We start from the raw sequence: 25,260 nt of genomic DNA on the forward strand, positions 1-25,260 counted from the left end.
AGAAGGCGGATTTTTACTTGAGCAAAATAGCATTTTATTTTTTATCACTCTCAGGACAGTCGTGTGGTAGCTACACTTTGTTCAATCTATTCTTATTCTTTTCGGTCTCTATGTCTTAGGTATAAAAAAGCCGATGTATTAAACATCGGCTAGAGATACATGGTTCAGGAGATTTAGCTACGCAAAGCGGCTTTGGCTGACAGTGCTTTTTTATCTGAGTCTGAAAGAAAGGCTAATTCTAATCCGTTAATTTGCGCTTGTCTGATCTGCTCTTGAGAAAGACCCGCTTGAGGTGCTGCAACTTCATATTCATATGGAAGTTCAATACCTTCAACCGCTGGGTCATCAGTATTTAAACAAGCAAGTATCCCATGCTCTAAAAACTGTTTTATAGGATGATGAGCAAGAGAGTTTACTGTGCTCGTTTGGAAGTTTGACGTTAGGCAAGACTCAATGCCAATACGGTGTTTGGCAAGATAATCCATTAGCTTAGGGTCATGGACGGCTTTTACTCCGTGTCCAATGCGTTCTGCACCTAGCTCTTTAATTGCTTGCCACATACTTTCTGACCCCGCCGCCTCTCCAGCATGTACTGTAACTCTTAGTCCTGCATCTCGTACTTGTTTAAAGTGAGAAATAAATCGCTCGCCCGGTTGCCCAAGTTCATCGCCCGCCAAGTCGACTGCAACAATGTGCTGCTTTTGAGTCAAAATAGCGTCTAGCTCCTGCTGACAAGCATCGGTGCCAAAAGTGCGGCTCATAATTCCTATTAGGTTAGCCTGAATACCGAAGTCTCGAACGCCCGCTTGTACCCCATCAACTACAGCCTCAACAACGCCAGCGATAGGCAGTTGATGTTTCATAGCCATATAGTAAGGAGAGAACCTCAGCTCGGCATAATCAATTTGAGCATTTAAGGCATCTTCGACATTTTCGTAGGCGACTCTTCGGCAAGCATCGAGATCACCCAATACGGCAACTCCCCAATCAAGTTTTGATAGAAAGGCGACCAATGATGGTTCTGCTTCGACGATTTGTACATGAGGTGTGAGCTCTTCTATGTTGCCAGCTGGCAGCGCTACACCAAATCGTTGCCCTAGTTCTAAGATAGTTTTGGTTCGAATGTTGCCGTCAAGATGGCGATGCAAATCAGTAAGCGGTAGGTTTTTAGTTATCATTATGTTTTTCCGAAAGTGTGTATGGCATCAAGTATAAAAATCAATGTGGCCAGTGTCAGCTAGCAAAGAGTATTAAATCACCCAATTCTGTTTATTTGGCTTTTATGTTTACCATATCTGTTGACCATTCGTTAAAAGGGATGGCTTTACTAAACAGAAAGCCTTGTCCCTGGGTGCAGTTAAGCATGGTTAGGAGATGGACTTGCTCTTTGGTTTCAATACCTTCTGCTACAATTTCGACATTAAACCCACGAGTCATGTTGATGATTGCCGCAACGACTGAGCTACTGAGATTTGTCTGTTCGAGCTGCGATACAAACGCCCTGTCTATTTTTAGACAATCGAATGGAAGTTGATGTAAATAAGAAAGGGAGCTGTATCCGGTACCAAAATCATCTATCGCGATATGGATGCCCAGCTCTTTGAGTTTGTTCATGTTTGCTAAAATAACTGGGTCGTTATCAACAATTCTTGATTCTGTGATCTCTAAAGCGAGGTTATTGGGTTCAAGCCCCGTTCTTTCCAAAGTCGCTTTGAGTTCATGAACAAACTGAGGTTGAGATAGCTGGTTCACTGAGAGGTTGACGTGCATTTTAAACGTCGATCCCCATTTACCCATCTTGATGCCTTGCATTGTGTCAAAACACGCTTGATACAAGATTTGCTCACCAATCAGGCCAATGAAGCCGCTTTCTTCAGCGATAGGAATGAATTCCAAGGGGGGAATGATATCACCGCTTGGTGTCACCCAGCGTGCCAAGGCTTCAGCTCCGATGATATCTCCCGTTGATAAGTTTACAATTGGTTGATAATGCGGAATATATTCTTTGTTCTCGATGGCAAGCTTAATTTGAGTGAGCATTTGCGTACGTTTACGAGAAACATCGTCCATCTCTGGAGAGTAATAGCCGATCCTTGAGCGCTCTTGCTTGGCGTGGCTGAGTGCGATGCTACCATTACGTAACCATAGCGCCATAGTATGGAGTGTGTCATTAGGGAGTACGATGCCAATGGAGGCATTGACGACCACTTTTTCATTATGCATTGAGAATGGGACAGCAAACATTTGTAATATGCTGTTAGCCGCGGATTGGGCTTCATTCTTTTGTTGTAAAGAGGGGATGTAAATAGCGAATTCATCACCACCTGTACGAGCAATACATGAGGTGCTTGCAAATAGTGTACGTAATTTTTCAGCAATAGTTTGTAATAGTAAGTCACCTTGCTGATGCCCCAAGCTGTCATTAATATCTCTGAATTTATCGATGCCGATAAGCAATAGGCTGCCATTAATTTGATTTGATTGGCTAAAGTTATCAATTAAACCTTCACGGCTATAGAGCTTGGTTAGGGAATCGTAGATCAATTGGGAATGCAGTGCCTTAAATGAGGCTTTTAGGTTATTGGCCATTTCATTGAATGAATAAACAAGTAAACTCGTTTCATAAATATTACCAGCTTTCGGCATGTTACTTTCCCAATCCCCTTTTGCTAGATGCTGAGCAGCCGCCGCGGTAGCGGTAATTGGAGTGGTGATTCGATTAAAGGCAATGAGCCCTATACCGATGCCGATAAGGCTGACAATACCGCCAATAATCCAACTGTTTTGTTGGTTTTCTGGCAATCGACCAAGTAGATCGGTTTCTGAAATCGAGACGCCAATAAACCATTCGATGCCATGCTTATCTTTAAAGGGAGTGAGATGATTAAAATAGCGGGTGCCATCAACTACCGTTTCGAATTTGTTGAGTGTTGCTGACAGCATTTTGTCATGGTTATCAATATAATGTGCACTGGCTTGGATCACTGGGTTGGCATTTTCGATAGCCAGTAGTCGCTCTCCTTTTGCCGACAGTTCGGTCCCCCAAGAGACAACGGTGCTGGTATTGGAGTGAGCTACCAATCTTTTTTCTGGATCAATAATATACACGTTGGCATGAGTTTTCTGTTGCAGTGAGGCCAGAAACGCATTGAACGTATCGATTTTCACATCAGTCACCAAAACACCGATGAATTTGTTCATAGAGAAAACGGGTGCTAAAGCAGAGAGCGTGATCTCTTGGCGTTCATCAACATTAGTGTAGATTGGCGACCAACTTGGGCTTAAACTTTGTGCAACTGGAGTATACCAGGGGCGAGTTCTTGGATCATAATCGGCAATGGTGGAGCGAATATCTTGATTGATGGTTTTTCCTGAGTAGATCACCAAGTTTTGCTGAGTTCGATTATCTTTCACCATCAAGGTAAAACTATCACCAATCTCTTTGCGAAAGCCCACGTACTCCGCCTGTTCGCCACCAAATCCGATCACATCAATTTGTTCTAGTGGTCGATAAAGCGTTTCAAAACTGGCAAGCAGATATCCTTCTATTTTACTGACATCGTCCGCAGAATAGAACTGACTAAAGCCGATCGTGTGGCTTAAAGCGAGGCTGGCTTGAAAAGGTTCATCGAGAAAACTGATCAGTCGCTGCTCTACATTGGCATTTAATGATGAAAGCTGTTTGCTGCTAATGTCATCAACCATCTCTTCATAACTGTATTTTTGTACACCCACAATCACTCCAATCGTTATGAGGAAAATCATAACAAATGGTAGAACAACGGCTGTTTTCAACGTTATTTGATTCGTAAATGACATGTCGTGTCTTCTGCATCCATACAAATTATCGGTAAAACACGCAAGGTGGTGGGTGATTGCATTGTGCCAGAAAGTGAATCACTACACCTGATCATTAAAAAATTCTCAGTAAAGTTCTTTTAACTTCCTTGTCAACGTATTGCGCCCCCACCCAAGCACCTTAGCTGCGTCTTGTTTGTGACCATTGGTGTGATGAAGTGCTGCTTCCAAAAGTATACGTTCAAATTCAGGAAGTGCATAAGAAAGCAGCTCTGTTTCTCCTGAAGCTAATGAAGATTTAGCCCAACTTGCGAGTTGTTGTTGCCAACTTATAGCACTATCAAAGTCACTATTTTTCTTTTCCGACAATAATTCGGAAGGAAGATCACTGGGTAGCACCTCGCTGCCACTGGCCATTACAGTTAACCAGCGACACATATTTTCAAGTTGTCGTACGTTTCCCGGCCACTCAAGACGATTCAAAATTTCAATGCTCTTAGGATGCAGCGTTTTCATTTCTACGCCTAATTCTTTTGCTGCAGAGGCGAGAAAGTGCTTGGTCAGTTTTTCTATATCTTGGCTTCGCTCACGCAGTGCTGGGATATGAATACGAATGACATTGAGACGGTGAAAAAGGTCGTCACGAAACTTTCCTTGATGAACGAGCTTTTCTAAGTTTTGGTGAGTAGCGGCGACAATGCGTACATCCACTTTGATTGCTGAATGCCCTCCTACACGGTAAAACTGACCATCGGCTAAAACACGCAGTAGCCGAGTTTGAATGTCGAGCGGCATATCGCCAATTTCATCTAAGAATAGGGTGCCACCATTGGCCTGCTCAAAACGCCCTTGGCGGACACTGTTTGCACCAGTGAATGCTCCTTTCTCATGACCAAACAGTTCTGACTCGATGAGATCTTTTGGAATTGCGGCCATATTGAGGGCAATAAACGGTTTTTGGGCGCGTGGGCTATGGCGATGAAGCGCGTGAGCGACTAACTCCTTCCCGGTTCCTGATTCACCATTGATCAAGACTGAGATTGAGGAACGTGATAAACGGCCAATCGCCCGAAATACCTCTTGCATTGAAGGGGCTTCTCCAATGATTTCCGGTGTACTATCAACGCCAATCTGTTGATTGGATTGTTCTTTGCGCTGCTCCTGACTATGAGCAATGGCACGTTCAACCAAGGTGAGGGTTTCATCGACATCAAAAGGTTTAGGCAGATACTCAAAGGCACCCTTTTGATAGGCATTCACCGCGGCATCAAGATCTGAGTGGGCAGTCATGATGATGACGGGCAACTCAGGAGATCGTGAATGAACTTGGTTTAGCAGCTCAATACCATTCATGCCCGGCATGCGAATATCGGAAACGAGCACATCGGGCGTTTCTCTTTCTAGCGCCAGTAACACACTTTCGGCATCGGAAAACGTTTCGCATTTTATGTTGGCTGATGAGAGCGTTTTTTCCATCACCCAGCGGATCGAACTATCATCGTCCACCACCCAAACGTATCCTTTACTCATAATGTTTATTCCTTAGCAGCAAACCCAATCTGACATCGGTCAAATGGGTAAATAAATAGTAAATGTGGTTCGACCTGGCCAGCTTTCAACATCGATTTTTCCATTGTGCTGATCGATCAGGTTTTGTGAGATAGAAAGACCCAGCCCCGTTCCACCTTCACGGCCGCTGACCATGGGGTAAAACAGTGTGTCTTGTAATTCGGTAGGAATGCCTGGGCCGTTATCGCTGATTTCTATGCGTGCCACTAACTTATGGCGCTGTCCGTGAATATTGGCTTGGTGCACTGTTCTGGTGCGAAGTGTGATTTTACCATGCGGATCATGAGATAAAATCTGCGCCGCATTGCTGACGATATTCAGTAATGCTTGCTCGATTTGATCGGTATCCATCAAAATATCGGGCAAGCTGGGGTCATAATCTCGTTCAATCACCAAGTGTGTGCTGGCTTCTAGCTCAACCAATTGGCGGACTTTTTCCAAAATTACATGGAGATTTTCAGAGCACTTCTTGCCCGGTTTTTGTGGGCCGAGCAAACGATCAACGAGCGCGCGCAGTCGATCGGCTTGTTCAATAATAATTTGGGTGTACTCAGTGAGACTGTGGTCCGGCAACATCTTTTCTAGCAGTTGCGCCGCGCCGCGTAGCCCACCTAATGGGTTTTTAATTTCATGCGCCAGCCCGCGAACTAAGAGTTTTGCCGCTTGCTGTTGGGCGTGCTGATTGAGCTCTTGTGTTAACCGTCGTTGTTGACCAATTTTGCGCATTTCGACCAAAAGCATCAGCTCGCGTTGCCAAGATATAGGGCTCACAGTCACTTCCAGCATCAGTGGCTTACCATCGACCACAAACGTAACATCGCTATCAGTAATACTTTGGCCACTTTGCAACGGCTGAGAAAGCAGCGCTAAGTCTAGAGAAGCGTGCTGGATGAGTTTTGACAGTGGTTGGTTGATAATTCGCTTAGCACTTTGGGAGAAGAGTTGTTCAGCCGCTGGATTGGCATAACGGATACAAAGAGACTCATCGAGCATCAAGGTGGCGGTAACGATATTATTTAAAATCGTTTGGCTTAGCTCACAATTCACGTTTTCATCCTTGTCCGTGTTCCCAAATGATGCAACGCACAACTTTGGTGCATTGCATGGCTAAGTATGGCGCATCGGTGTCAGAAGAAAAAGTGAAACCTGTTGTTATATCGAGCTTATTGGCGAAGAGTTCATCACTTGATGCTGGCTCGATGTAAATGCACCGTCACAGGGTTAGACGATGCAATAATCTTGCCGTTTACAACTACTTGAATTAAAAAGCGATGCGTTCCTCTATCTAGATTTTTCAGCGTCCAAGTAGGTTGAGTGGCGGGGGCGCCATAGGCCTTGTCATTCATGACCAATTGCAACTGTTCATTGACGGTTAAGTTGCGATTGAGTTCGGCGTTGATTGAAATAACGCCCGCATTGCTGCGTAAGGTTTCATCGTCAGCCGGAGAGCGAATTGCAATGGTCAGCGGTTCTATTTTGTTGACATGGGTTGCGGATTTTTCCAGTGGCTGCTCTTTGGTAAGGTTAGTGACGGGGTGAGAGGTTTCAAAGGTTGGCTCAGGCGCATCGGCCTGAAAATCAGGAATCGAAATTTGCTTTGCTCCCTTATCTTGTGGGACATCGCTAAGATGCAACACGCCGTTCGCATCCACCCACGTATAGACGTTTTGTGCAATTGAAGTCGCGGAATAAAGCATGATGATTGTTAGGAGTAAAGTTCGGATCAGATTCACAGTCATCCCCCTATATAGAGATGTTTTCACGTTAAGGGTATCGGCTTTTGAGTGCCGTTATTGTTGTAACGCTAATGTTACGACGTCCGGAATTAACCCCAAATATGAAAAAGGCTCACCTGCGAGGCGAGCCTAATAAATCCGTAACCTAAGTTACATTTTGTACTAAAGCTAAGAATTATACCGAGTAGTACAATTCAAATTCTAGTGGGTGAACGGCCATGTTGACGCGTTCTACATCTTTTGCTTTTAGCGTGATGTATGAGTTGATGAAATCATCAGAGAATACGCCGCCAGCGGTCAGGAATTCACGATCTTCATCCAGTGCTTTCAGTGCCACTTCAAGTGACTCGGCTACTTTTGGAATCTCAGCGGCTTCTTCTGCTGGTAGGTCGTACAAATCTTTATCCATCGCCTCTCCTGGATGGATTTTGTTCTTGATACCATCAAGACCAGCCATAAGAAGAGCGGCAAACGCTAGGTATGGGTTCGCTGCTGGATCTGGGAAACGAGCTTCGATACGACGTGCTTTCGGGCTTGGTACCACTGGAATACGGATAGACGCAGAACGGTTACGAGCCGAGTAAGCTAGCATTACCGGTGCTTCAAACCCAGGGACAAGGCGCTTGTACGAGTTTGTTGATGGGTTAGCAAATGCGTTGATGGCACGCGCGTGCTTGATGATACCGCCAATGTAGTAAAGCGCTAAGTCAGATAGACCGCCGTACTTGTCACCAGCAAATAGGTTTACACCATCTTTTGCAAGAGATTGGTGAACGTGCATACCTGAACCGTTGTCGCCAACAAGAGGCTTAGGCATGAAGGTCGCTGTTTTACCAAAGGCGTGCGCAACGTTGTGCACCACGTATTTGTAGATTTGGATCTCATCGGCTTTCGTGGTTAGCGTATTAAAGCGAGTGGCGATTTCGTTTTGACCTGCGGTCGCTACTTCATGGTGGTGAGCTTCAACGACGAGGCCCATCTCTTCCATGATCAAACACATGGCTGAACGGATGTCTTGTGATGAGTCAACCGGTGCAACAGGGAAATAACCACCTTTCACACCAGGGCGGTGACCTTTGTTACCACCTTCAATTTCAGCGCCAGTGTTCCAAGCCGCTTCGATATCATCAATTTTGAATGAGGCACCAGACATATTGTTGGTGTATTTCACGTCATCAAAAAGGAAGAACTCTGGCTCTGGACCGACAAGAACGGTGTCTGCGATCCCTGTTGAACGCATGTAATCTTCTGCGCGTTTTGCGATAGAACGTGGGTCACGATCGTAGCCTTGCATGGTTGCAGGCTCTAGAATGTCACAACGAATGTTAAGTGTTGCGTCTTCTGTGAACGGGTCAAGAACTGCACTTGATGCATCAGGCATCATCACCATGTCAGACTCATTGATTCCTTTCCAGCCAGCAACGGATGAACCATCGAACATCTTACCTTCTTCGAAGAAGTCTGCGTCGACTTGATGAGCAGGAATAGAGATATGTTGCTCTTTGCCTTTCGTGTCGGTAAAGCGCAGGTCAACAAACTTAACTTCGTTTTCTTGGATCAGCGATAGAACGTTTTCTACTGACATCTTGGATAACCTCCAGTGTTATTAAAGCGGTAATGGCCCGAATCGAATTGAAACTAGCATTGATTAATTTCATTCTAAACTTATTAATCGATGCTGTTTCTAATAAAGCTAAATTCGTGCCAATTAAATTAATCCTTTAATTTCAATTGCTTTGGTTGTTCTTTGTCGAATTTTAATGCTTCTCTGCACCAAAAAGATCCTTATTTGCACTATTTTGGTGCCTTGAGTTTTATGTTGCACCATTAACTACCAAAGCGCACACTATTCAGCCTAGGTTTACTAGGCTTGTCAATGCTGATTTAGTCCATTTTGATGCAATTTGTTTTAAAGCAAGTAGCGGACTAAGCTTGTGGTGAGCGAAAATCAGCGCGATAGATCACATATTTCTAGGTTTTTCGCCAAAATCTGGTACATTATTGACCGTTTTTTTAATCAAGTTCTATGCTCGTTGCGGCCTCATGCCGAAGCGAGTTACTCCCTTAATAAGTGAAGCAAAATCCATGGCTACTCCACAGATTGATAAATTAAGAAATATCGCGATCATCGCACACGTTGACCACGGTAAAACAACGTTGGTTGATAAACTGCTGCAACAGTCAGGTACGTTAGAGTCTCGCGGTAATACGGAAGAGCGGGTCATGGACTCGAACGATATCGAGAAAGAGCGCGGTATCACTATCCTTGCAAAAAATACAGCCATTAACTGGAATGATTTCCGTATCAACATCGTAGATACTCCAGGACACGCCGACTTCGGTGGTGAAGTTGAACGTATCATGTCAATGGTTGACTCTGTTTTGCTGATTGTTGATGCGGTTGATGGCCCAATGCCACAAACTCGCTTCGTAACACAAAAAGCTTTTGCTCACGGTTTGAAACCAATCGTTGTTATTAACAAAATTGACCGTCCTGGTGCTCGCCCTGATTGGGTTATGGATCAAGTGTTCGACCTGTTCGACAACCTTGGTGCAACGGATGAGCAGCTCGACTTTAAAGTGGTTTATGCTTCTGCACTGAACGGTTGGGCGACACTTAACGAAGGTGAAGTTGGCGAAAACATGGAACCTTTGTTCCAAGCGATCGTTGACAATGTAGAGTCACCACAAGTTGACCTTGATGGCCCACTACAAATGCAAGTTTCTCAACTTGATTACAGCTCTTACGTTGGTGTTATCGGTGTTTGTCGTGTGACTCGTGGTAGCGTAAAAGCGAACCAACAAGTAACAGTCGTCGGCGCTGATGGTAAGAAACGTAACGGTAAAGTTGGTACAGTTCTGGGCTATCTTGGCCTTGAGCGTAACGAAGTTGAACAAGCTAACGCTGGCGACATCATTGCGGTAACAGGTTTAGGTGAACTGAAAATTTCAGACACCATTTGTGACCAAAACTGTGTTGAAGCTATGGTGCCGCTATCCGTTGATGAACCGACAGTGACCATGACTTTCCAAGTCAATACTTCACCGTTTGCAGGTAAAGAAGGTAAATACGTGACTTCACGTAATATCCTTGAGCGTCTGCAAAAAGAGCTTGTTCATAACGTAGCATTGCGTGTTGAAGAAACCGACAACCCAGATCGCTTCCGCGTTTCAGGTCGTGGTGAACTTCACCTATCAATCCTGATTGAGAACATGCGTCGTGAAGGCTTTGAGCTTGCAGTTTCTCGTCCTGAAGTTATTTTGAAGGAAGAAGACGGCCAGAAAATGGAACCGTTCGAAACCGTAACAATCGATGTGATGGAAGAGAGCCAAGGCGGCGTGATGGAGAAAATCGGCCTGCGTAAAGGTGAGCTGACGAATATGACTCCAGACGGCAAAGGCCGTGTGCGTCTTGATTTCATGATGCCTTCTCGCGGTTTGATTGGTTTCCAAACAGAATTCATGACCTTAACCTCAGGTTCAGGTTTGCTTTACCATACGTTTGATCATTACGGCCTACACAAAGGCGGTAACATTGGTCAACGTAACAACGGCGTGTTGATTTCTAACGCGACAGGTAAAGCGTTGACTTACGCTCTGTTCAACCTACAAGAGCGCGGTCGCCTATTTACTGAGCACGCAGATGAAGTGTACGAAGGCCAAGTGATCGGTATCCACAACCGTTCTAACGACCTAACAGTGAACTGCTTGAAAGGCAAGCAGCTGACAAACGTTCGTGCTTCTGGTACTGATGAAGCGCAAGTATTGTCACCTGCAATCAAGTTTACACTTGAGCAAGCACTTGAGTTTATTGACGACGATGAACTAGTGGAAGTGACCCCACAGAGCATTCGTATCCGTAAACGTCATTTGACTGAAAATGATCGTAAACGTGCAAGCCGTGGCTAATACCGTCATGGTATAAGTTAACGAGTTAATCTAAGGGCGAGGAGTGTACTTCTCGCCTTTTGCTTATCTGCAATATAGTCAGTTTTAGGTATAGAATGGTGATTGATGATAAAAATAAGCAGGGAGAAGGCATTTGAAAATCAAAAAGCTTGGCAAACAATGTTTACTGTTTACGCGTTATTTACTCAGCCGGATGGATCATGACCGCGTCAATGTTAATGCGGGCTATTTGGCTTATATCACGTTGTTGTCGATCGTGCCTATGCTTACCGTGCTGTTATCAATTCTCTCCTCATTTTCTATTTTTGCCAATGTCGGTATGGTTATTCAAGATTTTTTGATCACCCATTTTGTGCCTGCCGCAGGCGATGTAGTGCGAGAGGCGTTGCTCGAATTTATCGCGAATACAGGTAAGATGACGGCCGTGGGCGGGGTATTTTTATTCGTTGCAGCTTTAATGCTGATTTCTAATATTGACAAGAATTTAAACTACATTTGGCGAGTTAAAGATAAACGGCGCATGGTGCTCTCTTTTTCAATGTATTGGATGGTTCTTACGCTCGGGCCAATTTTAGTCGGCGCGAGTATTGCGGCAACCTCGTATATTACCTCACTCAAGATTATTGACAGCGAAGCACTCTCTGGTGCTTATAATTTGTTGCTGCGCTGGCTACCTTTTATTTTGTCATTCTCTGCTTTTGTCGGTTTGTACCTGCTGGTGCCGAATAAAAAAGTGCATCTTTCACACGCCTTGGTCGGGGCAATGGTGGCGGCTATTTTATTTGAGTTCAGTAAAAAAGGGTTTGCTGCTTATATTACTCAGTTTCCCTCCTATCAACTGATTTACGGCGCACTGGCGGCGATCCCTATTCTGTTTGTGTGGGTCTACTTATGCTGGATGATTGTGCTCGTTGGGGCGGAGGTGACGGCGACTTTGGGTGAAAAAGAGCACTGGAGCAATGAGCAAGAAATGCTAAACTCATTGCCTATCTCCGAGCAAATGATAAAGGGAAATCAGAGTGATAGCGTTGATCCAGAGAGTGAGTGAAGCGGCGGTACGTGTTGATGGGGAAGTGGTTGGCGAAATCAATCAAGGCTTACTGGTGCTACTTGGGGTCGAAAGAGATGACGATGAGGCAAAGGCCAAACGTCTAGTCGAACGTGTGACTCAGTACCGCGTGTTTGAAGATGAAGAGGGAAAAATGAACTTGAACGTGCAACAAGTGAACGGTCAGGTTTTAGTGGTGTCTCAATTTACATTGCCAGCCGATACCAAAAAGGGGACGCGTGCCGGATTTTCAAAAGGTGCACACCCTGCTGATGCTGAGCGTCTGTATGATTACTTTTCGGATTTGTGTGAGCACATTTTGCCAACTCAGCGTGGCCGCTTTGCACAAGATATGAAAGTCTCGCTGATTAATGATGGCCCAGTGACATTCTGGCTTCAGGTTTAATAAAGAAATGGATAGAGCCTCCTTCGTTGGGATCATGCGGAGTATGAGAGGCTGTGATTTAGGGATAACCAAATGTTTAAACTGATTACGCCAAGTACCGACAACCAACTGAATAAATACTACCATTTTCGCTGGCAAATGCTGCGTGAGCCATGGCATTTACCGATCGGCTCGGAGCGCGATGAGTATGATGGCATGAGCCATCACAGGATGATTGTCGATGGTCGTAACCGACCGATTGCCATTGGTCGCTTGTACATTACGCCAGATTGCGAAGGGCAAATTCGCTATATGGCGGTTAAAAGTAGCCGTCGCAATAAAGGTATGGGTTCTTTGGTGCTGGTGGCGCTAGAGTCGCTGGCTCGTCAAGAAGGTGCAAAGCGCCTAGTCTGTAGCGCCCGTGAAGATGCGATTGCATTTTATGAAAAGAACGGTTTTGAACGCCGGGGCTCGCTCAATGATGAACGCGGTCCGGTTCGACATCAACAAATGGTCAAACCGCTTGATCCCATGGCCAATGTGATTCGCAAACCTGAATGGTGTACTGAACTGCAAGAACGCTGGGCCACGCACATTCCTATCAGCGAAAAAATGGGCATTAAGGTGACTCAATATACGGGCTACCAATTTGAGTGCAGCGCTCAGCTCAATCCGAATTTGAACCCACACAACACCTTATTTGCAGGCTCGGCATTTACCCTTGCCACCTTGACCGGATGGGGAATGGCATGGTTGCTGATGCGTGAGCGAAGCCTGAATGGCGATATTGTTTTGGTTGATAGCCGCATCCGCTATCGTCACCCTGTGGTGCATAACCCTTTAGCCTTCACTTCATTGGATGGCATCAGTGGCGATTTAGATCGTTTAGCCAGTGGACGTAAAGCGCGTATCGTCGTCAATGTCACTATCACCAGTGGCGGTAAACCCGCCGTTGAATTTACGGGAACCTATATGTTGATCCCCAATTACAAGGCATTGTTAGCTGCCGCATCATCGGCTGAGTAAGTGTCGGTTTCTGGATCACACGAATAGATGGTGTGCTGTGTGTTGTGGAGCAGTTCGAAGTGCATCTCACGGCACATCTGTTGGAGGTTAAGGTTAAGTTGTCCTTTCTCCAACTTGACCAAATCCACGTGACCATCAAGGTTTGCCTTGAGCGTCTTTCCAACCAGCGGCGTTGTATTAATCATCATCCGCCCTCTGTCTGAGTGAATGACTAAACCTTCGAGCGTAAAAGGCTCATGGCTGAGGTTTTGCTCAGGATCGCTTAGCGTTAATATGCCTTGTCGAATATTGAGCGTTGCTTCACCTGTGAGGGAGTGGGCGAAGGTGGCGTAGTCTCCGGCGAGGCCGTTGACCTGCGCTTCCAATTCACTGATACCCTCTATGGTAAAGGGAAGCTGGGTGACTTTATTGAGCACCGCTAGCGGTAGCCCATCGGCATGAATGTTGACTTGCCAAGGCTGACTTAACGTTTGGAAATTCCAACGCGCAGTGGCATCGATATAGCCGTTTTCTAACGGCATGAATAAACGATCTAGGTACCATTGGCCTTGCTCGCTGCGCATCTCAACGACGCTTTGTGTGCTCAATAGTGAATCGTAGCTGGCGCTGTTTGCGCTGATATTGAGCGTGCCTTGCCACAATCCCAAGCGTTTCTCTTTTACGAGAGTTAGCTGCTTTCCTTTGGCATGGACACCAGACAATTGCCAATAAGGTGGCGCAAACAATTGAATGAGTTGGCTATTGGCGATGGTGAGTTGCTCGATGGTGAGGTTATCAACCCACGGCCAATGCTGGCTCAGCGACGTAAAATCATCTTTGCTTTCGCTCACCCATTTTACACCGCGAATAGTGAGCTGTTGCAGCGATGCTGAGGTTGGGGTGATAACACCCGCCCATTGAATATCACCTTGCTTAAACTCACTACTAAAATCCTCAATAATCAGTTTACCTGGCTCGGTGCGCAGGCTAAAGGTCGGCTCCACCCACTGCTGACCTAGCCAAGTTGCATCGTCGGCTCGCAGCGATAATTTACCTTGTTGCTGCTGCCAAATATTGCTGTGTGGATAAATGTTCTCCAGCGAAATATCGACGTTACGCAAGCTGATATCCGCAAGCTCGATCTGACTGTTTAAAATATCTAAGCTATTGATATGGTCTATTTTGTCAAAGAGCTGAAACCAACCCGATTGGCGTAAGGAATGACTCATATCTCGGCTAAGATTGAGTTTTTCCAGTGTCACATTGATCAGCGACCAACCTTGAGGATACTGCTCGGCTTGACCTGAAATAGCCGCGCCGCGCCATGACAACGAGAGCCCATAGACGGTGCTGTTGGCAGGTTTGTAATCCATATCGAGCAGTAGGTTATTCAGCGCTTCTCCTTGCCAATAAAATTGTTCAGCTGAGAGTTGTATCTCGCCGAAAGGCAGAGCTGTTGGAGCATCCGGCCAATGTGGATTTTTAATCTGTAGGTTAACACCGCGCGCTAGCCAACCTTGTTGGGCGATGTCGGCGTGATTGAGCGCGATTTGGCTCACCGAAATGGGCCATGATCGCAAATCGGTAGGAAGGCCATTTTGTAGACTGATACCACTAAGTAGCACGCTATCAACGGCGATTTTTTGGTCGCGAATGAGCTGTGGGCTGAGCCAAATATCGGCTTGCTCTATCGGGATGTACTGCTTATTTTGCCGCAGTGTTAATTGGTTGAACTGAAAATGCAAAGGATACTGGTATTGAAGAGATTGAAACGTCACGTTTCCTTTCAAAAGTCGTTCAACGAGAGTTTGAGCAACGGGAGTAGCATAAGAGGTATGTAGCAGTGCAAACATACCCAGCATGAAAGTGAGAAATAGCGCGATGATCGCAATCAGCAATGCCAAAGCCTTGTTCATGGTGTCCTTACTCGTAAATCGTTACCTGCGACAGAGTGAAACAAATTACCTCACGCAGCAACAAAAAAAGCCCCTTATCAAAGGGGCTTGCTACTGACTTATCAGTTTTAGTCGAGTTGTGGGCCTGCGGCCACTAATGCTTTACCTTCTGCGTTATCAGTATACTTGGCAAAGTTATTGATAAAGCGCGAGGCGAGATCTTCAGCTTTGCTTGTCCATTGTAGAGGATCCACATAAGTATCGCGTGGGTCGAGAATGGTTGGGTTCACACCAGGTAGTGAGGTTGGCACTTCAAGATTGAAGATTGGAATATGCTTGGTTGCTGCCTTCTCAATCGAACCATCTAAGATAGCGTCAATGATGGCGCGGGTATCTTGAATCGAGATGCGTTTACCGCTGCCGTTCCAACCAGTGTTGACTAGATAAGCTTCAGCACCAGCTGCTTCCATGCGTTTTACCAGCACTTCGGCATATTGTGTTGGGTGGAGCGTTAAAAACGCTGCGCCAAAACAGGCTGAGAAGGTTGGTGTTGGTTCGGTGATGCCACGTTCAGTACCCGCTAGTTTTGCCGTAAAGCCAGACAAGAAGTGATACTTGGTTTGTTCTGGAGTCAATTTAGAGACTGGTGGAAGCACACCAAATGCATCCGCAGATAGGAAGATCACTTTATTGGCGTGACCACCTTTCGATACAGGCTTAACTATGTTTTCGATGTGGTAGATAGGATAAGAAACACGAGTATTCTCGGTTTTAGAACCATCATCAAAGTCAATCGAACCATCGCTACGTACTGTGACGTTTTCCAGTAGCGCATCACGGCGGATCGCGTTGTAGATGTCAGGCTCGGCTTCTTTGGAGAGCTTGATGGTTTTCGCGTAGCAACCGCCTTCAAAGTTAAACACGCCATCATCATCCCAGCCGTGCTCGTCATCGCCGATTAACGCGCGTTTTGGATCGGTAGAGAGTGTGGTTTTTCCTGTGCCAGATAGGCCAAAGAAAATCGCCACATCGCCATCTTTAGCCATGTTGGCTGAGCAGTGCATTGAAGCAATACCTTGCAGTGGAAGGAAGTAGTTCATCATTGCGAACATCCCTTTCTTCATTTCACCGCCGTACCAAGTACCGCCGATCAACTGCATTTTTTCCGTTAAGTTAAACACAGTGAAGTTTTCTGAGTTCAGACCTTGCTCTTGCCATTTGTCATTGGTGCATTTGGCACCATTCATGACCACAAAATCAGGTTCGAAGTTAGCTAGCTCTTCTTCTGTTGGGCGAATGAACATGTTTTTGACGAAGTGCGCTTGCCACGCCACTTCAGTAATGAAGCGCACGCAAAGGCGCGTATCTGCGTTAGCACCACAGTAACCGTCAAGAACGAATAGACGTTTAGCGGATAGTTGACGACCCACTAGTGCTTTTAGATCATTCCATACTTCTTGGTTAATCGGTTTGTTATCGTTTTTCGCTTGTTCAGATGTCCACCATAGGGTATCGCGTGTGGTGTCATCTTTGACAATGAATTTATCTTTTGGTGAGCGGCCTGTAAAAATGCCAGTATCAACGGCAACAGCGCTAAGTTCAGTGACGACGCCTTTTTCGTAGCCTTCAAGGTCTGGGCGAGTTTCCTCGGCAAATAACAGTTCATAGCTTGGGTTGCGAACCACTTCGACTACGTTGGTTATTCCGTATTTGGTCAGGTCTAGTTGTGCAGCCTTTGTATGTTCCATAACGGTCATAGGTGCTCCTTGTAAGAGATTTTGTAGGGATTTTGTAATAATGTTTGTAATTGTTATCTGCTCACCATGCTAGCAACGGGTGGGGGATAAAACAGGGACACAGTTCAAAAATTGCCCATGACACTCCTGTGGTTTTAGGTGTCCCGTCACATATTGGCGCAACTATTTTATCGCGTACGCAAACCTTTGCGCTAGATCAATAAGATTAATACTTTTAAAAAAATAAGTACGACATTCTGTTTGTTTAAAGCTTGATTTTACTGGGTTTTGATCACAAAAAAAGCCAGCGTAAAGCTGGCTCTGATACGTTTTCTTCGTGCTTGTTAATTCATGCAAATTAATGAATTGTGTCGCTTCCTGAGGAGGCTTGTGCGTAGAGTGTTGCGATCTCAGCCTCTTCAAATGAGTAGTTGGTGCCACAGTAATCACAATGTAAAGAAACGGATCCTTCAGACGATAAAATGTCGTAAATTTCCTCTTTGCCTATTGTGATGATGGCCGCCCCACTGCGTTCACGTGAACAACCACAATGGAATTCCACGGGTTGTGGGGTGAACAACTGAACTTTCTCTTGGTTATACAGGCGATACAACAGATCAGTGGCTTCTAAGGTGAACAGCTCTTCGTTTTTTACGGTGTTAGTTAACTGCTCTAAGTGCTCAAAATCATCGGGCGTACCCGTTCCGTCCGGAATGGTTTGCAGTAACATGCCAGAGGCACAGGCTTTTCCATCTTGCGTACCAATGCGTATCCAAAGGCGTGTTTTCAACTGTTCAGAGCGGATGAAGTAACCTTCCAGCACTTCCACTAAGTTATCACCCTCTAAACCGACCACACCTTGGTAGCGCTCGCCTTTCTTGGGCTCGATAGTGATAACTAAATGACCTTTACCCATCAAAGTGTGTAGGTCGGCATCATCGGCAATATCGCCTTTCCAGCGTGCGACACCACGCACTTTCTGTTCATTATCACCATTGATAACGACTAAGGAAACTGGGCCATTGCCTTGCAATTGCATGGTAATTGAGCCTTCAAACTTCAGCGTTGCGGTTAGCAAGGTCGTTGCGACGAGCAGTTCGCCCAAAAGTTTTTGTACTGGGGCTGGATATTCCTGGCTCGAAAGGATGTGTTGATACGCGTCGTCTAATTGTACCAACTCGCCACGTACGGATAGATCTTCAAATAAGTAGCGATTTAAAATGTTATTTGCCATTTAGCTATTTCCTCGGAACATGGTCCAGCTTTTATTGATGTTTAAATTTAATGATGTCACGACGCTCTTTTTTGTCTGGTCTGCGTTCGGGGCTTGGGTTGTGTGCGTTGAGCTTACGTTGCTCGGCATGATGGGCACGTTTGGTGATGCTTGCTGCGGTTTCCGAATACAGGGTTTGTGCTTCTGGCGCGCTGCGCCTTTGCCCTAACAGATTGATCACAGTGACGATTTTCTCTTCTTGGCCTTGGCGCAAGGTAATCGTTGCTCCAAGCTCGACAATTTTACTTGGCTTGGTGCGTTGGCCATTATAATGGACTTTACCACCATCGACCATACTGCGTGCGATCGACCGCGTTTTATAAAATCGTGCTGCCCATAGCCATTTATCCAATCTTATTTGCTCTGTCGCAGAACTCATACTACAAATGTGCCTCAAAGGGAGTTAGTCTTGTACGTTTTATGGCCTTTACAATGGTGTTTTGGTTCCAGATTTTCAAGCTACCCGACAAAATAATGTCAGTAAAAATGACGAGAATGTCTCCTATGATATATTAATGTGTTTTTGTAGCGCGATCTTCGCGGTCTTATGTATCTGTTCCATTTAAATGGAAGCATAGTTTAAATGAAATGGAAGTATAGTTTGAGGCCAATCCGCCGGTTTTCGTCTGGCTAACGGCTCATGAATGTGAAATATCATGGTTGAAGTAAGAAAATATCAGTAAGGACATCTTTTGAGGCGAATCGATTTTAGCAGTATGACCTCATCTCGCTTATGGCAAGCAGGTTTGCTACAAAAAATACCGCAATGGCAGAAACCAATCAGCCAATTTCTTACCTTAGTATTGCTGGTCACGTCGGCTTGGATTCTAGGAAAAATGGTGTGGCTGATTCAGCAAAACGCGGTTGATATAACGCCTTGGTCTCCAAGAGCAATCGCATCAACGCCGAATGCGGCGCGTTCGCTTGATCTCTCTTCTTTACAACAAGGAAGTTTATTTGGTCGCTATAGCGAGCAGAAGGTCGAAGCCGCACAGCCTGTGGTCAAAGATGCACCTAAAACCAGCCTTAGCTTATTATTGGTTGGGGTGGTGGCGAGCAATGAACCGAGTAAGAGTCTAGCGGTAATCGCAAATCGTGGCAGTCAAGCGACCTATGGTGTTAACGAAGTCATCGAAGGAACCCGTGTCAAATTGAAAGCGGTGTTCAATGATCGCGTTATTATTGATAACTCAGGGCGCGATGAAACCTTGATGTTGGATGGAATTGACTATCATAAACCGAGTGTGGCAACGCCTGAGCGCGTTGTTGCGTCGAATGTGCGTGGTAATAACCCAGCGTCTGCAGAAGAGAAGTTGGATGACATTCGCGCCGCTATTGCCAGCAATCCGCAAGAAATCTTTAAATATGTACGCCTGTCGCAAGTGAAACGTGATGACAAAGTGCTTGGATACCGAGTGAGCCCCGGGCAATCTCCTGAGCTGTTTGAGTCGGTAGGGCTACAAGATGGCGATGTCGCAATCGCGTTAAATGGTCAGGATTTAACGGACCCAGACGCCATGAATAAGATTTTTCAGTCAGTCTCTGAGTTAACCGAAATGAACTTAACAGTCGAAAGAGACGGGCAATCCCATGACATTTATATCCAATTTTAGACAGACTGATGCATGAGCATGAGTTTAGGGAGTAAGACGTGAAGCATTGGTTAAACAAAACGACGTGGTTATTGATGGGTGGCTTGTTGTCATCGCCGTTAGCCATGGCAAACGATTTTAGTGCCAGCTTTAAAGGCACCGATATTCAAGAATTCATCAATATCGTGGGCCGTAATCTTGAAAAAACAATCATTGTTGATCCTTCAGTTCGAGGGAAAGTCGATGTCCGCAGCTATGACACGCTTAATGAAGAGCAATACTACAGCTTCTTTTTGAATGTATTGGAAGTGTATGGTTTTGCCGTGGTGGAAATGGACAACGGCGTGCTCAAAGTGATCAAGTCGAAAGATGCCAAAACGTCTGCGATTCCTGTCGTTGGCGATGAAGGAAAAGAGAACGGTGATAGCGTGATCACGCGCGTTGTTGCGGTGCGGAATGTTTCGGTACGAGAGCTTTCACCTTTGCTGCGCCAGTTGATCGATAACGCAGGAGCGGGCAACGTAGTGCATTATGATCCGGCGAACATTATTTTGATTACAGGTCGTGCTGCGGTCGTCAACCGTTTAGCCGATATCATCAAACGAGTTGACCAAGCTGGTGACAAAGACATCGAGGTTGTGGAACTAAGTAATGCATCTGCCGCTGAAATGGTGCGTATTGTGGAGGCATTAAACAAAACCACGGATGCCAAAAATACTCCAGAGTTTTTGCAGCCTAAGCTGGTGGCCGATGATCGTACCAATTCGATTTTGATCTCAGGTGATCCTAAAGTCCGTGAACGTCTAAAGCGATTGATCACTCAGCTTGATGTTGAGATGGCAACAAGAGGCAATAACCGCGTCATTTATCTAAAGAATGCGAAAGCGGAAGATTTGGTTGATGTGCTGAAAGGGGTGTCTGACAACTTGCAGGCCGAAAAACAGTCTGGGCAAAAAACGGGGCAAAGTTCACAACGCACCGAAGTGATGATTTCAGCACATGCACCGACCAATTCCTTAATTGTTACCGCTCCGCAAGACATCATGAAAGAACTAGAAGATGTGGTTGCGCAGTTGGATATTCGTCGCGCTCAGGTATTGATTGAAGCGCTGATTGTTGAAATGGCAGAAGGGGATGGCATCAACTTAGGCGTGCAATGGGGCTCACTCGATAACGGCTCTGTGATTCAGTATGGCAACGCGGGCGCGCCAATCGGTAAGGTAATGATTGGTTTAGAAGAAGCCAAAGATAGCGTTGAGAAAAAACCGATTCGAGATAGCTCAACAGGCGCAATAAAATACTACGAAGAAACAACGAAGAAAGGGGATTACTCTACTTTGGCGTCAGCGCTCGGTGCGGTCAATGGTGCAGCCATGAGCTTAGTGATGGGCGACTGGACGGCCCTTATCAGCGCCGTGTCGAGTGACTCCAACTCGAACATCTTGTCATCACCGAGTATTACGGTGATGGATAATGAAGAAGCCTCCTTCATCGTGGGCGAAGAGGTGCCTGTTTTGACAGGTTCGAGCGCGGGCGCAAATAACGATAATCCTTTCCAAACCGTAGAACGCAAAGAGGTCGGTATCAAGCTGAAAGTGGTACCACAAATCAACGAAGGCGACTCAGTTCAATTGAAAATTGAGCAGGAGGTATCCAACGTATTAGGAGCGAATGGTGCCGTCGATGTCCGTTTTGCAAAGCGTCAATTAAACACATCGGTCATCATTCAAGACGGGCAAATGTTAGTTCTGGGGGGGTTGATTGATGAGCGCGCGGTCGAAAGTGAATCCAAAGTCCCACTATTAGGCGATATACCGGTTTTAGGCTATTTGTTCAAATCGACCAGTACCCAAGTTGAGAAGAAAAACCTGATGGTCTTTATTAAGCCGACCATCATTCGTGATGGCATGACGGCCGATGGCATCACTCAGCGTAAGTACAACTACATTCGTGCAGAGCAGCTTTATAACGCTGATCGCGGTTTGAAGTTGATGGCGAACGACAATATTCCTGTGCTGCCTAAGTTTGGCGATGAGCGCAACCATTCTGCGGAAGTACAAGCCTTTATCGAACAAATGGAAAAACAGCAATGACCGAAGTTTTGTCGCAACCTCACTACCGTCGTTTACCGTTTAGCTTTGCCAATCGTTTTAAATTGGTATTAGAGCTGGTAGAAGACAACGAGCTACCGACGTTATTTTATGTCGCTCCGCTGGCTATCGAATCATTAGTCGAAGTGAAACGAGTCGTGAAACAGCCGCTCAACTTGGTTGAAATTTCACTGGCCGAATTTGAAAGTAAGTTAACCCAAGCTTACCAACGAGACTCGTCAGAAGCGCGACAGTTAATGGAAGATATCGGTGCTGACAGTGATGATTTCTTCTCATTAGCCGAAGAGCTGCCACAAAATGAAGATTTGTTAGAGTCAGAAAACGATGCGCCCATCATCAAATTGATCAACGCCATGCTTGGCGAAGCGATCAAAGAGGGCGCGTCGGATATTCACATTGAAACCTTTGAGAAAATCTTGTCGATTCGTTTTCGTGTCGATGGAGTACTGCGTGAAGTGTTAGCGCCGAGTCGTAAATTAGCGCCGTTGCTGGTTTCACGCGTCAAAGTAATGGCTAAGCTTGATATCGCTGAAAAACGTGTACCACAAGATGGACGCATTTCATTACGCATTGGCGGCCGAGCGGTCGATGTTCGCGTGTCCACCATGCCTTCGTCTCACGGTGAGCGTGTGGTGATGCGTTTGCTAGATAAAAACGCCACGCGCTTAGATCTGCACAGTCTAGGAATGACGGCCGCCAACCACGAAAGCTTCCGTCAATTAATCAAACGACCACATGGCATTATTTTGGTGACGGGTCCAACCGGTTCAGGAAAATCCACCACCTTGTACGCTGGCCTGCAAGAACTCAACAGCAACGAGCGTAATATTTTAACCGTGGAAGACCCGATTGAGTTCGATATTGATGGTATCGGCCAAACTCAAGTCAATCCTAAAGTGGACATGACTTTTGCACGAGGATTACGTGCTATTTTGCGTCAAGACCCGGATGTGGTCATGGTTGGGGAAATTCGTGATTTAGAAACCGCGCAGATTGCGGTGCAAGCGTCTTTAACTGGGCACTTGGTGATGTCGACTTTGCACACCAATACCGCCATCGGTGCGATAACACGTTTGCGCGATATGGGAATTGAACCCTTTTTGATCTCATCATCGCTGCTTGGCGTATTGGCACAACGCTTAGTGCGTACCTTATGTCCCGATTGCAAAGAGGCCTACCAAGCCGACAATGAGCAGAAAAAACTGTTCAATTGTAAGAAAAAAGAGTCGCTGACACTGTATCGTCCGAAGGGCTGTGACAAATGTAATCACAAAGGGTATCGAGGCCGAACGGGCATACATGAATTGTTGCTGATTGATGATGAGGTACAAGCCTTAATTCATAGCGAAGCCGGAGAGCAAGCGATTGAAAAAGCGGTGCGGGCGAAAACACCGAGCATTCGTGATGACGGGCTTGATAAAGTGCTGAAAGGCATTACCTCACTTGAAGAAGTGATGCGAGTGACGAAGGAAGCATAATGGCAGCATTTGAATATAAAGCGCTCGACGCCAAAGGCAAACAAAAAAAGGGTGTTATTGAGGGGGACCATGCTCGGCAGGTTCGCCAGCGCTTAAAAGAGCAAGGGCTTATACCGATTGAACTCATTGAGACGCAAGCGAAAGCGGCTCAGCGTGAGCAATCGCCTTTGAGTTTTAAGCGCGGTATCAGTACACCGGATTTAGCGCTCATTACTCGCCAGTTATCCACTTTAGTGCAGTCAGGCATGCCATTGGAAGAGTGTTTGAAAGCGGTATCTGAACAATCGGAAAAACCGCGTATTCGCACCATGTTAGCCGCTGTTCGTTCCAAAGTGACTGAGGGTTATACCTTGTCAGACAGCTTGGGTGATTATCCACACATCTTTGATGACCTGTTTCGTTCGATGGTTGAAGCGGGCGAAAAATCAGGCCATTTGGATTCGGTGCTTGAGCGTTTAGCAGACTATGCTGAAAATCGCCAAAAAATGCGTTCCAAGTTACAACAAGCGATGATTTATCCAGTGGTGTTGGTTGTGTTCGCGGTGTGTATTGTGGCTTTTTTGCTGGCGGCTGTGGTGCCTAAAATCGTCGGACAATTTGTCCAAATGGGGCAAGAATTACCGAAGTCGACTCAATTTTTACTCTCCTCAAGTGATTTTATCCAGCATTGGGGTGTCCAATTGCTGGTGCTATTGGTGATCTTGATTTATCTCGTCCGATGGTTGTTAAGCAAGCCGAATTTGCGGTTGAAGTGGGATAAAAAAATCATCGGCATGCCGTTGATTGGCAAAATCACTCGCGGTCTCAACACCGCGCGTTTTGCGCGAACTTTGTCGATTTGTACCTCCAGTGCGATTCCTATTTTGGATGGGATGCGTGTAGCGGTGGATGTGATGTCCAATAAATACGTCAAGCAACAAGTATTGTTGGCGGCTGACAATGTTCGCGAAGGGTCGAGCTTGCGTAAAGCGCTTGAGCAAACCAAGTTATTTCCACCGATGATGCTGCATATGATCGCCAGTGGAGAACAAAGTGGTGAGCTCGAAAGTATGCTGACGCGCTCGGCCGATAACCAAGACGCGAGTTTTGAATCGACGGTCAACATCGCATTAGGTATTTTTACCCCGGCACTGATTGCATTGATGGCTGGGTTGGTACTGTTTATCGTGATGGCGACCTTGATGCCGATTTTAGAAATGAATAATTTAATGAGTCGTTGATCATGACTGAATTCTGCAATGATAACGACCAAACTATGTTGGAGATTGGAATGAGAACAAAAACAAATAAACAGTCGGGCTTTACTTTGCTTGAAGTGATGGTGGTTGTGGTTATTTTGGGTATTTTGGCGAGTTTTGTGGTGCCTAATTTGCTCGGTAATAAAGAAAAAGCTGACCAACAAAAAGCGATTACCGATATTGTCGCACTCGAAAATGCGTTGGATATGTATAAATTAGACAACAGCGTGTACCCAACGACAGATCAAGGCTTAGAAGCGCTAGTGACCAAGCCGTCGAATCCTGAGCCACGCAACTACCGCGATAACGGTTATATTCGCCGTTTGCCAAATGACCCTTGGGGCAACCCTTATCAATACTTAAGCCCTGGTGATAACGGTACGATTGATATCTTCACGCTGGGTGCTGATGGTCAAGAAGGCGGCGAAGGCGCCAGTGCCGACATAGGCAACTGGAACATGCAAGATTTCCAATAAGAGAGAGGGCG

Annotated in this window: 19 protein-coding genes; 9 read left to right on the plus strand and 10 right to left on the minus strand. The window is 45.8% G+C overall.

Annotation, left to right across the window (positions count from 1 at the left end; genetic code table 11):
• Nucleotides 1-173: 173 nt before the first annotated feature.
• The 6 genes from add to glnA all read right to left on the minus strand — a co-directional run bounded on the left by add (nucleotide 174) and on the right by glnA (nucleotide 8,688).
• Nucleotides 174-1,178: an adenosine deaminase gene (add, locus tag PL85_RS00005; RefSeq protein WP_017049395.1), complete on the minus strand. Its 1,005-nt coding sequence runs from the start codon at nucleotides 1,176-1,178 to the stop codon at nucleotides 174-176.
• Between the two features lie 91 nt (nucleotides 1,179-1,269).
• Nucleotides 1,270-3,819: a bifunctional diguanylate cyclase/phosphodiesterase gene (gepA, locus tag PL85_RS00010; RefSeq protein WP_459559265.1), complete on the minus strand. Its 2,550-nt coding sequence runs from the start codon at nucleotides 3,817-3,819 to the stop codon at nucleotides 1,270-1,272.
• A 105-nt stretch (nucleotides 3,820-3,924) separates the two neighbouring features.
• Complete coding sequence (gene glnG / locus PL85_RS00015) at nucleotides 3,925-5,328, minus strand: nitrogen regulation protein NR(I) (protein ID WP_013855452.1); 1,404 nt, start codon at nucleotides 5,326-5,328, stop codon at nucleotides 3,925-3,927.
• A gap of 39 nt (nucleotides 5,329-5,367) precedes the next feature.
• On the minus strand, nucleotides 5,368-6,414 hold the full coding sequence (glnL, locus tag PL85_RS00020; RefSeq protein WP_026027507.1) for a nitrogen regulation protein NR(II): 1,047 nt from the start codon (nucleotides 6,412-6,414) through the stop codon (nucleotides 5,368-5,370).
• Between the two features lie 134 nt (nucleotides 6,415-6,548).
• Entirely contained in the window at nucleotides 6,549-7,130 is a 582-nt protein-coding gene (locus PL85_RS00025; RefSeq protein WP_064624153.1) for a DUF4124 domain-containing protein, read from the minus strand.
• 148 nt (nucleotides 7,131-7,278) lie between these two features.
• Nucleotides 7,279-8,688: a glutamate--ammonia ligase gene (gene glnA / locus PL85_RS00030; protein ID WP_017043509.1), complete on the minus strand. Its 1,410-nt coding sequence runs from the start codon at nucleotides 8,686-8,688 to the stop codon at nucleotides 7,279-7,281.
• A gap of 500 nt (nucleotides 8,689-9,188) precedes the next feature.
• On the opposite strand from glnA, the gene typA reads away from it, so the two are divergent.
• The 4 genes from typA to PL85_RS00050 all read left to right on the plus strand — a co-directional run bounded on the left by typA (nucleotide 9,189) and on the right by PL85_RS00050 (nucleotide 13,471).
• Nucleotides 9,189-11,012, plus strand: coding sequence for a translational GTPase TypA (gene typA, locus PL85_RS00035; protein WP_010319743.1), 1,824 nt, complete (start codon nucleotides 9,189-9,191; stop codon nucleotides 11,010-11,012).
• A 133-nt stretch (nucleotides 11,013-11,145) separates the two neighbouring features.
• Nucleotides 11,146-12,060 (plus strand): virulence factor BrkB family protein, encoded by a 915-nt coding sequence (locus tag PL85_RS00040; protein WP_115339438.1) that lies wholly within the window; start codon nucleotides 11,146-11,148, stop codon nucleotides 12,058-12,060.
• The gene (gene dtd / locus PL85_RS00045; protein ID WP_013855445.1) at nucleotides 12,032-12,466 is read left to right on the plus strand and encodes a D-aminoacyl-tRNA deacylase; all 435 of its coding nucleotides are present in this window, start codon (nucleotides 12,032-12,034) and stop codon (nucleotides 12,464-12,466) included. The genes PL85_RS00040 and dtd overlap by 29 nt, the downstream gene beginning before the upstream one ends.
• Nucleotides 12,467-12,538: 72 nt before the next feature.
• Complete coding sequence (locus PL85_RS00050) at nucleotides 12,539-13,471, plus strand: bifunctional GNAT family N-acetyltransferase/hotdog fold thioesterase (protein WP_017043511.1); 933 nt, start codon at nucleotides 12,539-12,541, stop codon at nucleotides 13,469-13,471.
• Here PL85_RS00050 and PL85_RS00055 read toward each other — a convergent pair.
• From PL85_RS00055 to hslR, 4 genes are all read right to left on the minus strand, one after another.
• The gene (locus PL85_RS00055) at nucleotides 13,432-15,366 is read right to left on the minus strand and encodes an AsmA family protein (RefSeq protein ID WP_115339439.1); all 1,935 of its coding nucleotides are present in this window, start codon (nucleotides 15,364-15,366) and stop codon (nucleotides 13,432-13,434) included. The two genes, PL85_RS00050 and PL85_RS00055, sit on opposite strands and share 40 nt — an antisense overlap.
• A 107-nt stretch (nucleotides 15,367-15,473) precedes the next feature.
• Nucleotides 15,474-17,102: a phosphoenolpyruvate carboxykinase (ATP) gene (gene pckA, locus PL85_RS00060; protein WP_115339440.1), complete on the minus strand. Its 1,629-nt coding sequence runs from the start codon at nucleotides 17,100-17,102 to the stop codon at nucleotides 15,474-15,476.
• 337 nt (nucleotides 17,103-17,439) lie between these two features.
• Nucleotides 17,440-18,315, minus strand: a complete 876-nt coding sequence (hslO, locus tag PL85_RS00065) for an Hsp33 family molecular chaperone HslO (RefSeq protein ID WP_115339441.1) — start codon at nucleotides 18,313-18,315, stop codon at nucleotides 17,440-17,442.
• A gap of 31 nt (nucleotides 18,316-18,346) precedes the next feature.
• Nucleotides 18,347-18,733, minus strand: coding sequence for a ribosome-associated heat shock protein Hsp15 (gene hslR / locus PL85_RS00070; RefSeq protein ID WP_115339442.1), 387 nt, complete (start codon nucleotides 18,731-18,733; stop codon nucleotides 18,347-18,349).
• Nucleotides 18,734-19,070: 337 nt separating this feature from the next.
• Between hslR and gspC the strand changes: the two genes are divergently transcribed.
• From gspC to gspG, 5 genes are read left to right on the plus strand one after another with little or no spacing between them, the layout of a single operon-like run.
• Entirely contained in the window at nucleotides 19,071-19,967 is an 897-nt protein-coding gene (gene gspC, locus PL85_RS00075) for a type II secretion system protein GspC (RefSeq protein ID WP_228209217.1), read from the plus strand.
• Nucleotides 19,968-20,005: 38 nt separating this feature from the next.
• Nucleotides 20,006-22,039 carry a type II secretion system secretin GspD gene (gene gspD, locus PL85_RS00080; protein WP_115339443.1) on the plus strand — a complete coding sequence of 678 codons (2,034 nt, stop codon included), beginning with the start codon at nucleotides 20,006-20,008 and terminating at the stop codon, nucleotides 22,037-22,039.
• Nucleotides 22,036-23,535, plus strand: coding sequence for a type II secretion system ATPase GspE (gene gspE, locus PL85_RS00085; protein ID WP_019282846.1), 1,500 nt, complete (start codon nucleotides 22,036-22,038; stop codon nucleotides 23,533-23,535). The genes gspD and gspE overlap by 4 nt, the downstream gene beginning before the upstream one ends.
• Complete coding sequence (gene gspF, locus PL85_RS00090; protein WP_017045694.1) at nucleotides 23,535-24,755, plus strand: type II secretion system inner membrane protein GspF; 1,221 nt, start codon at nucleotides 23,535-23,537, stop codon at nucleotides 24,753-24,755. The genes gspE and gspF overlap by 1 nt, the downstream gene beginning before the upstream one ends.
• Nucleotides 24,756-24,805: 50 nt before the next feature.
• Nucleotides 24,806-25,249 carry a type II secretion system major pseudopilin GspG gene (gene gspG / locus PL85_RS00095; protein ID WP_010319321.1) on the plus strand — a complete coding sequence of 148 codons (444 nt, stop codon included), beginning with the start codon at nucleotides 24,806-24,808 and terminating at the stop codon, nucleotides 25,247-25,249.
• Nucleotides 25,250-25,260 lie beyond the last annotated feature (11 nt).

It is taken from the genome of Vibrio anguillarum (assembly GCF_001989995.2).
Lineage (GTDB): Bacteria > Pseudomonadota > Gammaproteobacteria > Enterobacterales > Vibrionaceae > Vibrio > Vibrio anguillarum.

Excerpts from the sequence above, each read along its gene's own strand:
- add (WP_017049395.1), bottom strand. The coding sequence starts at position 1,178 with ATGATAACTAAAAACCTACCGCTTACTGATTTGCATCGCCATCTTGAC.
- gepA (WP_459559265.1), bottom strand. The coding sequence starts at position 3,819 with ATGTCATTTACGAATCAAATAACGTTGAAAACAGCCGTTGTTCTACCA.
- glnG (WP_013855452.1), bottom strand. The coding sequence starts at position 5,328 with ATGAGTAAAGGATACGTTTGGGTGGTGGACGATGATAGTTCGATCCGC.
- glnA (WP_017043509.1), bottom strand. The coding sequence starts at position 8,688 with ATGTCAGTAGAAAACGTTCTATCGCTGATCCAAGAAAACGAAGTTAAG.
- typA (WP_010319743.1), top strand. The coding sequence starts at position 9,189 with ATGGCTACTCCACAGATTGATAAATTAAGAAATATCGCGATCATCGCA.
- PL85_RS00050 (WP_017043511.1), top strand. The coding sequence starts at position 12,539 with ATGTTTAAACTGATTACGCCAAGTACCGACAACCAACTGAATAAATAC.
- PL85_RS00055 (WP_115339439.1), bottom strand. The coding sequence starts at position 15,366 with ATGAACAAGGCTTTGGCATTGCTGATTGCGATCATCGCGCTATTTCTC.
- pckA (WP_115339440.1), bottom strand. The coding sequence starts at position 17,102 with ATGACCGTTATGGAACATACAAAGGCTGCACAACTAGACCTGACCAAA.
- hslO (WP_115339441.1), bottom strand. The coding sequence starts at position 18,315 with ATGGCAAATAACATTTTAAATCGCTACTTATTTGAAGATCTATCCGTA.
- hslR (WP_115339442.1), bottom strand. The coding sequence starts at position 18,733 with ATGAGTTCTGCGACAGAGCAAATAAGATTGGATAAATGGCTATGGGCA.
- gspC (WP_228209217.1), top strand. The coding sequence starts at position 19,071 with ATGACCTCATCTCGCTTATGGCAAGCAGGTTTGCTACAAAAAATACCG.
- gspE (WP_019282846.1), top strand. The coding sequence starts at position 22,036 with ATGACCGAAGTTTTGTCGCAACCTCACTACCGTCGTTTACCGTTTAGC.
- gspF (WP_017045694.1), top strand. The coding sequence starts at position 23,535 with ATGGCAGCATTTGAATATAAAGCGCTCGACGCCAAAGGCAAACAAAAA.
- gspG (WP_010319321.1), top strand. The coding sequence starts at position 24,806 with ATGAGAACAAAAACAAATAAACAGTCGGGCTTTACTTTGCTTGAAGTG.